The sequence below is a fragment of the Paralteromonas sediminis genome (assembly GCF_003820355.1).
GTDB classification, from domain to species: domain Bacteria; phylum Pseudomonadota; class Gammaproteobacteria; order Enterobacterales; family Alteromonadaceae; genus Alteromonas_F; species Alteromonas_F sediminis.
The window spans coordinates 460,084-471,441 of the sequence record NZ_RPOK01000002.1 but is presented as its reverse complement, the minus strand read 5'-3'; the positions used below and the strand labels follow the sequence as shown (position 1 = coordinate 471,441).

At 45.6% G+C, this 11,358-nt stretch carries 7 protein-coding genes; all 7 read right to left on the bottom strand.

The annotated features are described in order from the left end of the window. Positions 1 to 33: 33 nt before the first annotated feature. The gene (locus tag DRW07_RS07365) at positions 34 to 2,346 is read right to left on the bottom strand and encodes an efflux RND transporter permease subunit (RefSeq protein ID WP_124027240.1); all 2,313 of its coding nucleotides are present in this window, start codon (positions 2,344 to 2,346) and stop codon (positions 34 to 36) included. Positions 2,347 to 2,355: 9 nt separating this feature from the next. Continuing rightward, positions 2,356 to 3,393 carry a WD40/YVTN/BNR-like repeat-containing protein gene (locus DRW07_RS07360; protein ID WP_240630534.1) on the bottom strand — a complete coding sequence of 346 codons (1,038 nt, stop codon included), beginning with the start codon at positions 3,391 to 3,393 and terminating at the stop codon, positions 2,356 to 2,358. Between the two features lie 75 nt (positions 3,394 to 3,468). Continuing rightward, positions 3,469 to 4,836, bottom strand: a complete 1,368-nt coding sequence (locus DRW07_RS07355; protein ID WP_124027573.1) for a DUF1329 domain-containing protein — start codon at positions 4,834 to 4,836, stop codon at positions 3,469 to 3,471. Between the two features lie 18 nt (positions 4,837 to 4,854). Next, positions 4,855 to 6,933, bottom strand: coding sequence for a DUF1302 domain-containing protein (locus tag DRW07_RS07350; protein ID WP_124027239.1), 2,079 nt, complete (start codon positions 6,931 to 6,933; stop codon positions 4,855 to 4,857). Positions 6,934 to 7,061: 128 nt separating this feature from the next. Next, positions 7,062 to 7,301: a DUF2835 family protein gene (locus DRW07_RS07345; protein WP_124027238.1), complete on the bottom strand. Its 240-nt coding sequence runs from the start codon at positions 7,299 to 7,301 to the stop codon at positions 7,062 to 7,064. Continuing rightward, entirely contained in the window at positions 7,285 to 9,906 is a 2,622-nt protein-coding gene (gene pepN / locus DRW07_RS07340) for an aminopeptidase N (RefSeq protein WP_124027237.1), read from the bottom strand. Before pepN ends, DRW07_RS07345 begins: the two co-directional genes overlap by 17 nt. Next, positions 9,903 to 11,351, bottom strand: a complete 1,449-nt coding sequence (gene nhaC, locus DRW07_RS07335; RefSeq protein WP_124027236.1) for a Na+/H+ antiporter NhaC — start codon at positions 11,349 to 11,351, stop codon at positions 9,903 to 9,905. Before nhaC ends, pepN begins: the two co-directional genes overlap by 4 nt. Positions 11,352 to 11,358 lie beyond the last annotated feature (7 nt).

The following is an 11,358-nucleotide window of genomic DNA, read 5'->3' as shown; positions in this document are numbered from 1 at the left end:
TTTTTGTGACTATATATGCAAAAATATTTTTGTTTAACGACGCCACCACAGCAATCGGGCAATGGCTGGCAGTACGATTATGGCGCCTAACATGTTTACAACAAACATAAAGGTCAACAAAATGCCCATATCCATCTGGAATTTAAGTGAAGAAAACACCCAAGTACTCACACCTATTGCCAGTGTGATCCCAGTGAACAGCACTGCACTGCCGCGCTCTTTTAATGCCGCTAAATAAGCAACTTCGACCGACGCTCCTTCCTTCAATTTCGCATTCATGGTTGAAAGAATGTAGATGCCGTAATCCACACCAATACCAACCCCTAATGCGATAACCGGCAACGTTGAAACCGTCAGGCCTATTTGCAGATACGTCATCAGTGCCTGAGCAAGTATAGACACAACATACAGTGGAATAACCACAGACAAGGTTGCACGCAAAGAGCGGAAACTTAACAGACACAGTAAAATCACAGCCCCAAAGACGTATAGCATCATAGGGTCTTGTGCTGCACTTACGGCTTCATTGGTAGCCGCCATAACGCCAACAGGTCCAGATGCCAGTTTGAATTTAAGGTCATCGGTTTCATACTCATCACGATAGCTCTTTACTGCGTCCACTACCCGTTCGATAGATTCGGCTTTATGATCTTCCATAAATAGAATCACAGGCATCACAGAACAGTCATTGTTCAACAAGCCCGATGATGTAGGTACCCTACTCATGGCTTGTACTAATGTCTGCTGATTACGCGGTAATACTTGCCACTTAACATTGCCCTCGTTGTAGCCCGCGTTAACCACCTTGGCTACTGACGCTAAGGAAACCGTTGATTGTACACCTGGGACGTTTTCCATTTTCCACTGGAAATCATCTATCGCTTTCATCACCGCATGGGATGTACACGCTTCCGCTGAGGTCTCTACTAACACAGATATATAATCTACGGTAACCTCGTACTTATCAGTAATTGAGAATACGTCCTGGTTATAGCGAGACGACTCATGCAACGCCGGTGCACCAGCATGCAAGTCGCCAATTTTCATTTGCTGAGATTGAATCAAACCCAACACAAACAACACGATAGTGATGCCAACAATCACCAATGCCGAACTTTTGTTGGCGCAACCCGCGGTAATTTTCCAGAATGTTGAAGTGTCAGACTCCTTCTCAGAAAAGTCTTCAACGTCGCTTTTATTGAGCTTCAGATAGCTCATCAACACTGGCAGTAATAACAAATTCGTTAAAATTATCACCGCAACACCCACACTGGCCGTTATAGCAAGTTCTCTGATAATGCCGATGTCGATGACTAACAAGGTCATGAAGCCCACGGTATCGGATAAAAGCGCTATACCACCAGGCACTAGCAGTGTACGAAACGCTGACATAGACGCTGATTTTGCATCCATTCCTCGGCTGGCTCGCTTCTCTACCGCATTTATCATTTGAACGCCATGACTCACACCAATGGCAAACACTAAGAATGGCACCAGTATTGACATGGGATCCAACCCAAACCCGAGTACAGTTAGCAGCCCCATTTGCCATATCACCGCAATGACCGAACAAATTAGCGGTAACAAGGTGAGCATCAGTGAGCGTGAGAAGAAATACACCATCACCGCGGTGATCGCAATGGCAATGGCAAAGAACATCACTACATCTTTTGCGCCGTCAGCCACATCACCAATCATCTTAGCAAAGCCAATGATGTGGATGCTTATCTTGTCATTTTCGTATTGCCCTCGAAGCTTCTCTTCTAGTTCGGCTGCCAGCGACAAGGTATCAAGTGCCTCACCGGTCTCTGGGTCGATATCAAGTAGCTGGGCGGTAACCATGGCACAGGAGTAGTCGTTTGACACCTGTCGTCCTACGATTTTGGCTTTTTCAATATTCGCCGCTACTAACTGCAAAGCTTCTGGCCGCGATGAATCAAAATCAGCGGGAATGACTGGTCCGCCGGCAAAACCGCCCTCTACGATTTCGGTAAAACGCGTGGATGGCGAAAACAAAGACACGACCAGTGAACGGTTTACACCGTTAATGAAAAACAACTGATCGTGAACATCCTTCAACGTATCGAAGAAATTCTGATTTAAAATATTGCCACTCTTGTCACACACTGAAACCAAAATACTGTTTGCACCACCAAAGTTTTCACGGTGCTTCATATACGTTTTCATGTATTCGTGATTTAGGGGAATATTCTTTTCAAACCCTGCATCCAATTTCAACTGAGACGACTGGTAGCCCAAAAACAGCGTCGCCAATGCAAACAGCAAAATAACGATGGGACGATTAGAGAATATGGCTTTTTCTGCAATTTCAGTAAACTTCGTCATGCGATTTTCTTATTTTAAGTCCAACAGTTGAATGCCCTGCGCAGACACTGCAAATACCTGGTCCCGAACTGAAACCAGATTTACAATGGCGCTCTTGTCGGCAGTTTGAGTTGTGGTTACCTCAGACAGCGAGTCACATTGCGATGCAGGCGCGTCTAAGGCCTGTTGCAATGGAAGTTGAAGCCTGGTGATCACACCATTATTGCCTACCGCTATCCAGGTGTTATCTTCGTGATGATAGAGCGAGTTTAACGTGGCTGTTGTACATGTTTGAACCTTTGTCCAGGTTTCGCCTGACTCGCTAACAAAGGCATTTCCCCTAAGGCCAACAGCTAACAGTGTACCTTGTTGATCAACAGCTTTAATGTCAAAAAAAGAACCAGCATAATTGGCTGATAGGCGTTGCCAGCTTTTTCCTCTGTCGCTGCTTGACGCGAGCAGACCTGTTTCACCAGCCATAAATAACGCATCACCACTTTCACTCACGCGATTCAAATGGGGCAAGATAGAATCTAGCTCCTGTAGATAAAACTCCTCGCTTTCTTGCCTGATCTCGTTAAGGTACTCTTGATCCATCGGGTCAAGTAATTCAGCATGTCTCTCTGGTTGCCAAGTTAAACCGCCGTCTACCGTTCTGTAGAACAGCCCGTATGCGCCAATTGCAATCCCTTCATTAACATCAAAGAAATGCAGGTCCAAAAAAGGCCGCTCTAATTCGGGCTCATAATTTTGTACGGTCCAGGTTGCCCCTCTATCACCCGAATAAAGAATGACAGCATCATGCCCCGCGGCCCATATGTTATCGCCAATCATAGAAACAGCCGTTAACGTTGACTGCGTAGGAACTTGAACCTGTTCAAACACCTCACCATCCTCTGAGAGTAAAACATGTCCACGTTCACCCACTACTACCAGATAATCACCCACTTTTGCGTCGAGCAAAACTGAGCTTTTAGCAAGTGGAGCGATAAACGATGCTTCTTGAGCAGAGAGAGGAAAGGAAGAAAATAACACTAGGAGGCAGGCAAGCCGGCGCATTGAATTCATCTATTCTATTATCCTTGTTGATGTTTTAAGGGACAATATAAAAAAACGGTTGGCAATCGCCAACCGTCATTGTGATTAGCGTATGCCCTCTCGCCGTAAGGCTTGAGGTGTAAACTCTTTATCGGTCAGTTCTACACTGAAATCATACATTGTCTCTTCGTTGTCCAGACCCAACGCCAAATAGCGACGTGAATTTAAGTCATGGAACACTTCTAATGTAGACCAATGTGTAGGAACTTCATAATAATTTACACCATGAGCGATGGCTACGCGATACAGTTCACCGCGATTGTCATACATATCTGCAACGTGAATTTGCCAGCTGTCCTCGTCTATAAAGAACACACGCTTCTGATAAACGTGGCGGAACCCCTCTTTTAACGTTGCTTCAACAACCCAAACACGGTGCTTCTCAAAACGCGTCACGTCTGGGTTGATATGATTCGGCTTAAGTATATCCTCGTATGACACTTCATTGCTATTTAGCTTAAAGTTGTTATACGCAATATACATCTCTTGTTTGCCTTTTAACTCCCAGTTATAGCGGTTTGGAGAACCATTAAACATATCGAAATCATCGGTAGTTCTGAGACCATCAGCTGCCGTTCCGGGTGTGTCATACGCTATGTTAGGCGCCAATCGAACACGACGCTGCCCGGTATTGTATGTCCACGCCTTGCGCGGCTCTTTGATTTGGTCAACTGTTTCGTGCACCAGCAAGGCCGTACCCGCCAAACGCGATGGCTTGGTAACCTTCTGTTTAAACATGAACAAGATGTTATCTTCCAATAAACTTTCTGGTGTGGCATCTGGCAATGAATACTTCAGAATCAACTGCTCGTCAAAACCAATGACGTTGTAATCACCCCCTGACGTTACCGCAGCCTGACCACCATACCGCTGAACCCCTTCACCACGATAACGCAAAATATGGTTCCAAATGGCCTCTAGGCCATTTTGCGGAATAGGGAAAGGTATACCGATAGCGGCACCTTTAATACCATTACCACCATCCAGTAGTTCTGCACGAGTTGCATTCACCTTAGTAGCATCATAAACCGACTGAGGATTTGATGCTGTCCTGCGCGTTTCATAAACAGGCATACGATAGGTGTCGCCGTACAATTCGAATAGCTTCATCTGGCCTGGCGATAAAAAATCAGCATACTCTTTATAATTACTGCCGGTAATTTCAAATAACACTTTGTCATTTGGGAAGGGATCAATGTGAAAATCGCCCGGGGTATACCCTGCCGGCGCTTCTGTGATTCCACCCGTCCAGGCAGGAATTGAGCCATCAGCGTTACCTGCTTTTTCACCACCAAGCGGCGTTAACGTATCACCTAAGGCTGCTGCTTGCTCTGGCGTAACGTTTGCGTTTGCAACTGAACTAGCGCCAAGCGTTAGTGCAAGCGTGGCGGCTACCAGTCCTAATTTTTTCATTCTCATTATACTGCCTCGTTAAATCGCGTATTTGATGTTGAAAGAGATAAAGTCACGATCTGCCAATGCATTGGTTGTACCTATGCCACCCCAGAAAGCACTGTAAGACGCAGTTGCTGACCACTTACTCAAATAATCGAAAGTGAACGACAAATTCGCAGACTTTCTGTCTTCTATGAATAAGAACAACGGATCGGGTGTCGTACCGTCTACATCGTGGGCAAATGTCACTCGGCTGCGCAGATTGATGCCGCTAAAGATATTGTTAAAATCAGCGACGGCGGCCAATCTGTAACCCCATGAATCTTCTGTTGCAAAAGGGTTAGTCTCAGGTCCATCTGATACTAGCGTGTGCAAACCTTCGTTGCTACTGCCAGTAATCGGATTTGGCTCTAGTGACGGTGTTCTAGATGTACCGGGCGCATTTAGGCGGATCACATCTGGGTCTGGGAAATCCATAATGTCAACATAACCCGCTTCACCGAGTAAGATGAAGTTGTCTGAACCAAACATAGGGCCAAATACATGAGAAACAGTAGCCTGAATCTGCATGGTATCAGAGAACAAGAAGCCCTCTGCTGTTTCACCTGGTCCTACTGCCCTGCCGATATTATTGAGCTGGGAAATCCCTGCTAGTGCACCTGCTGATTCAGGGAATCCGGTTGCTAGCTGCTCAGGCATACCCATATACAAAAGCTCAACATCATCGATTTGCAAAGGCTCGTCCTGACGGTAAGCAATCTCACCGGCTATCGCTGTCGTTCCTACGTTTGTGTTGAAACTAAACCCATATAGCTTGATGTCTTCAGGGAAATAGAACTCAGCTTTTGTGAACGCTTTTAAGTCAGTAATGTTATCTCGTGTAATAGTGACATTAGGGTCTGCTAACAACCCAATATCGTGCCCTATTCCCGCCGCAGTGAAGTCTGATGTTACACCAGAAATCAGTGGACGCTGGCTATGGTAGTTAATCATGTACCAGCTCATTTCCGTCTGATTTAACTCTTCAGCGAAATAGGTTAAACGAATACCAAATTGGCCTTGGTCGTCAGCTTTGTTCAGAGCCGCATCACTGTAGCCACGAATAGCCACTTTTCTTGGGTATTGCACATAGGCACCTGAGATCTGAGCGATATCTGCGCCTGACCGAATCATACTGCCCAAGTCATTCAATTGCGCCAGCAAGGTTTCAAGATCGATATCTGGATTTCCCGCAAAACCGAGTTGTATGTTGCTATCCTGACCACCCTCACCACCGAAGTCATTGGTGGCAAAATAACTACCCGCTACTGGCAACAAGCTTTCCTGCCATTCATACTGGTAGTAACCGGAAATACTGAAGTTTTCGGTTACCCCTAGGGACGCATAAACCATACCTACGGGAATGAACACTTCTTTCAATTCCGCACCGGGTGAGCGCGCTCGGGTTACGTCAACAGGGTTTGTAGTATTGATACCGTGCTGAATGAAGGTGCTTTCACCCCAACTTATAACCTGTTCACCTACACGGATACTCAGTGGCATATCGCCGACCCAAACATCTGCATAGAAAAACGCATCTAACAGCCTAAAGTCTGAGCAAAGTAAATCAGCGGCCTCTGGGTCTGCACATAAGTCGACACGGCGATCAGTGATTTTGTTTGACCACGGTCTATCGCGCTCTTCCTGTTCAAAATCATAGAACCAGAATGCACGGGCAAAGAAACCATAATCACCCATATTGATATCGAGTTCATGGTTACCGGCTATCTGAGTAGAAAACGCTTCACCTGGATCGTGTGCCAAGTTACCCAAATCACCGTTGGTAGAATAACCGCCAACATCAGTTTGTGCCCAAACGTCAAAACTCGAGTATTTTTCATTAAATGCAGCGTTATAACCAAGCCAGTTGAAATTGGCCTGATTACTCTTACCTATCAGGTTGAGGTCACGGTCTTCAACGCGAATACTGGTAGCCAGAGTGAATGTAGAGTCGAGAGTAACGGAAACATCGCCAAAATCCCAGCTTGCGGCTTGGGCACCACTCGCACCCGCCATGAGGGCAAGAATACCAGCTGCAATTGGGGACTTTTTAAATGCGCGGGGTCTGTTTGTCATAGTTTTTATTCTCCTAAGCTGCCATTAATTGAATGACGCCAATTAGACCAACACTTCGGTTAACAAAATGATTACATCATTTGTGTATAATCGCAAGAACAAATCGTACCAGTTGATTCACGAACATATCACGTTGTTACTCTTACGAATTCTATGAACTTATGGTTTTCATCCACTGTTAATCTGTAGCGGCCTTTTAATCCGTTACTGTTAATGCATTGTTTCAGGCGCACAACCGGTATCTGCACGCGCTGTCCGCTATCTGATGTTAGAATGGCATGGGGCAAGCCCCCATCATAGAGCGCCTGACACTTTTGATAAGGGACATTAAGACTAAAAAAATAAAAGTGATTACGAGGCTTGCTCATACGCTAAGCTCTTACTCACCTTTTCAAATAAGTCTTTACTTAAGCCAGGCTCATTGAGCAATCGACTTAATTGCGTTTTCATTAATTGCTGGTGTGCCTGATCAAACTTTTGCCATTGAATAAGTGGTGTAACAATGCGGGCGGCTACCTGGGGATTAACCTTATCCAATTCCATTAAGTAATCGGTGACGTATTTGTAGCCAGAACCGTCTTTCGCGTGAAAGCCCTCAGTATTGTAGAAAGCAAAGCTGCCAATTAGTGCGCGCACTCTATTCGGATTGTCATCGGCGAATTTAGGGTGCTGTTTAAGTAGTGTCAGCGTAGACAAAATATCCCGGCTAGGCTGGGTTGCATGCAAACCAAACCACTTATCCAATACCAAGCTATCGCCATGCCACTTTTGTTCAAAGTCGTGCATTAATGCAATAAAGGTTTGGCTATTACAGCGTTGCGCTGCATTTAACGCTGTTAGCGTATCCGTCATGTTATCAGACACCTGATACAGCTTTTCAATAAATGCGTTTGTATCAGGTAAATACGACAGCAGCATCAGTAATGCATGTCGCAGTTTTCGTTCACCCACTTGCTCTTGCTCATAGGCGTAGGTACTGGCACTTGGAGCCTGAAGCATAGCTGTTAATTCAGCGTTCAGTGAGATAGCTAGACAACGACAAAACTCAGCTCGGGCCTGACTAAGCTTGATTGGATCGACATCGTCCTGTTGCTGTATCAGCGACTCGACGGACGGAACAGAGAGTAGTTCCGCTAATAAATGTGCATCATGGGAATGCAGTGTAATGACTTCTTTTACCACCGAAAATAAGTCATTTAAGTTGGCTGATTCCCCAGCCTGGCAACGCAGAACCCCTTCATTATACAAGCTTTGTAATGCGTCCCAGCGATTAAAAGGATCGGGATCTGCCATGGCAACAATTGAGCGCTCAGATACTGAAAAAGACTGTTCCACTTTAACCGGCGCACTAAAATCACCTAACGCGGTGAATACAACAGGTTCCGTCGGTGGATTGATGTCATGGCTATTAAACGTCAATTCAGCACATTCTGACTCAAACATAATGAGATCATCACTGAGAACCTTGATACCTTCACTCGCCTTTGAAAGGGCTAAAACCTTACCCGTTGATGTGTAGCAGGCTATCCTCAGGGGGAGTGTTAAAGGATGCTTGTCCGGTTGACCAGCCGTCGGCTTAGTGTGTTGGCTAAGAGAAATGGTAACTTCCCCGCTCTCAGAATTAACGACTTTACCAACTGAAAGGACAGGTGTTCCAGACTGTGAATACCAGCGTCTGAAATGGCTAAGGTCGGTGGTAGTCGCACTTTGCATGGCATCAACAAAATCGTCACAAGTCACAGCCTTGCCATCATGCCGTTCAAAATACGTGTCCATGCCTTGCCGGAACCGCTCTTTTCCAAGGATGGCATGTAGCATGCGAATCACTTCAGCGCCTTTGTCATAGACAGTCACAGTGTAGAAATTGTTCATTTCTATCACTTCGTCAGGCCTTATTGGGTGACTCATAGCACTGGCATCTTCGGCAAACTGATGTTCGCGCATAATATTGATTTGACTCAGACGCGTGCTAAGCGGTGAGCTCATATCGGCACTAAACTGCTGATCGCGAAATACTGTTAAACCTTCTTTGAGACTCAACTGGAACCAATCACGACACGTTACTCGGTTTCCTGTCCAGTTATGAAAGTATTCATGTGCCACAACCGCTTCAACGTTGAAAAAATCTTTATCTGTTGCCGTGGCGTTATCGGCAAGAATGTATTTGCTATTGAAAACATTTAATCCTTTGTTCTCCATGGCACCCATATTGAAAAAGTCGACCGCCACTATCATATATACATCAAGGTCATATTCGCGGCCGTAATTTTCTTCATCCCAGCGCATGGCGCGCTGTAGTGCCTGCAGTGCGAAAGTCGCTCTGGACGCATAGCCCTTGTCAACGTATACCGCCAATTTTACGTCCCTGCCAGATGCGGTTACGTAGTTGTCTTCAACCACATCAAAATCACCGGCGACTATTGCGAACAAATAACTCGGTTTAGGGAATGGGTCGTGCCATGTGGCTATCCTTTCCCCATTTTCCGTGCGCTCATTCACTTTATTGCCGTTTGCCAACAAAAACGGATAACCTTCCTCAGGCGCGCTGAGCGTAACCGTATATACCGCCAACACATCAGGGCGATCGGTAAAATAAGTAATACGCCTAAAGCCTTCTGCTTCACACTGCGTACAGTATGCATTCCCGGCCTGATAAAGGCCCTCCAGCGCTTTATTGGTTGATGGGGAAATGTGATTAACAATGTGCAATTTAAAAGTATCTTGCGTACAAGGTACGCTCATCCCCGTCTCACTAACCTGCACCTGCGCCGTGATATCGCTATCGTCAACTTTCACAGAGACAAGGTTTAACCCTTCACCATCTAACCACAAGGGTTCATTGTGAACACCCTGGCGACTTACCGTTAGCGTTGACTCAACACGCGTGTGTGTTGGGTGGAGCTTGATGTTCAGCTCCACACTGGAGATAGTAAATGGAGGGGGCGTGTAATCGAGTCTTCGTTTTACTTTCATACCGTTTTCAGTTTTGGCGGTGTAATTCTCAGAATTTTTATACCCACATAGGCATATATGATGGCTAATATTGGGTTAATTACGTTAAAAAATGCATAGAATAAATACTGTAATGGGTGCACCATTAACACGCCATGCATGTAGGCACCACACGTATTCCAAGGGATAAGAGGCGAAGTTAACGTTCCGCCATCCTCCAGACTTCTCGACAGATTGAGCTGGTCCAACCCACGCATTTCAAATTCTTCTTTGTACATTCTTCCCGGCATCACAATAGCCATATACTGATCAGCGGTGATCAAGTTAGTACCGATACACGTGAAAATAGTTCGGCTTACCATGGCCCCTGCACTATGGGCACCTTTTAGTACCGCATTAACCACACGTTTTAACAGCCCGGTTCCTTCAAGCACTGCACCAAACGCCATCGCGCATATAATGAGCCAGATTGTATTGAGCATTGAAGACATACCGCCACGGCTCAGCAAGCTATTCAGGTTTTCATCTGGGGTAGAAAATGATACACCGTCAAACATCGCGGTCCACACAACTGTCAACGCTGTTATAGCGCTGTGTACGCCCTCACTGCCCATAGACATCACAACGTCAGACTGAAATAACACCGCCCACAAACCGCCCAACAATGCGCCGATAAAGACAGCTGGAAAAGCAGGCATTTTTTTAATGGCTAGTGCTAATAGCACAAATAAAGGTACAAGTAGATGGAGACCCAGAGAAAACGAGCTACTAAGTAAAGACTGCATGTCTGCAATGCGGTCAGAAGACTGCGTTATGTCTTCGCTCAGTCCCAAAACAAGAAATAAAATCAACGCTATGACAAAACTGGGTATGGTGGTCCACAACATATATTTAATATGTTCAAACAAATCTGTACCAGCAACGGCTGGCGCTAGATTGGTTGTTTCGGATAAAGGGGAAACTTTGTCACCAAAGTATGCACCTGAGATCACTGCACCGGCTGTAATTGCGGGAGATAAATCCATCCCTGTCGCAATCCCCATAAGCGCAACACCTACAGTAGCTGCGGTTGTCCAAGAGCTTCCTATACTCAATGCAACTATTGCACAGATCAGGCAAGTCGCTGCATAAAAATAACTTGGGTTTAATAGCTCAAGCCCGTAATAGATAAGTGTTGGGACCGTACCCGCCAGCATCCAGGTACCTATTAACGAACCTACTGCCAAGAGGATTAAACAGGCACCAAGTGACATCGATATGCCTTTTACGATTATCTGTTCAATCTCTGACCAGGTATAACCATTTTTTATCGCTATGATAGCAGTAATACCCATTGCGATGAGTAAAGCGACCTGGTTAGGACCATAGGATGAGCTATCACCAAAAAAATAAACAGCGCTGCCCATCATCACGATGAGCAAAACAATAGGGATTAACGCGTCAAGCAGCGACGGAGATTTATTCACGGAAAAC

Bases quoted from the DNA above. Each gene is read 5' to 3' on its own strand.
- DRW07_RS07365 (WP_124027240.1), bottom strand. From the start codon at position 2,346: ATGACGAAGTTTACTGAAATTGCAGAAAAAGCCATATTCTCTAATCGT.
- DRW07_RS07355 (WP_124027573.1), bottom strand. From the start codon at position 4,836: ATGAAAAAATTAGGACTGGTAGCCGCCACGCTTGCACTAACGCTTGGC.
- DRW07_RS07350 (WP_124027239.1), bottom strand. From the start codon at position 6,933: ATGACAAACAGACCCCGCGCATTTAAAAAGTCCCCAATTGCAGCTGGT.
- DRW07_RS07345 (WP_124027238.1), bottom strand. From the start codon at position 7,301: ATGAGCAAGCCTCGTAATCACTTTTATTTTTTTAGTCTTAATGTCCCT.
- DRW07_RS07360 (WP_240630534.1), bottom strand. From the start codon at position 3,393: ATGAATTCAATGCGCCGGCTTGCCTGCCTCCTAGTGTTATTTTCTTCC.
- pepN (WP_124027237.1), bottom strand. From the start codon at position 9,906: ATGAAAGTAAAACGAAGACTCGATTACACGCCCCCTCCATTTACTATC.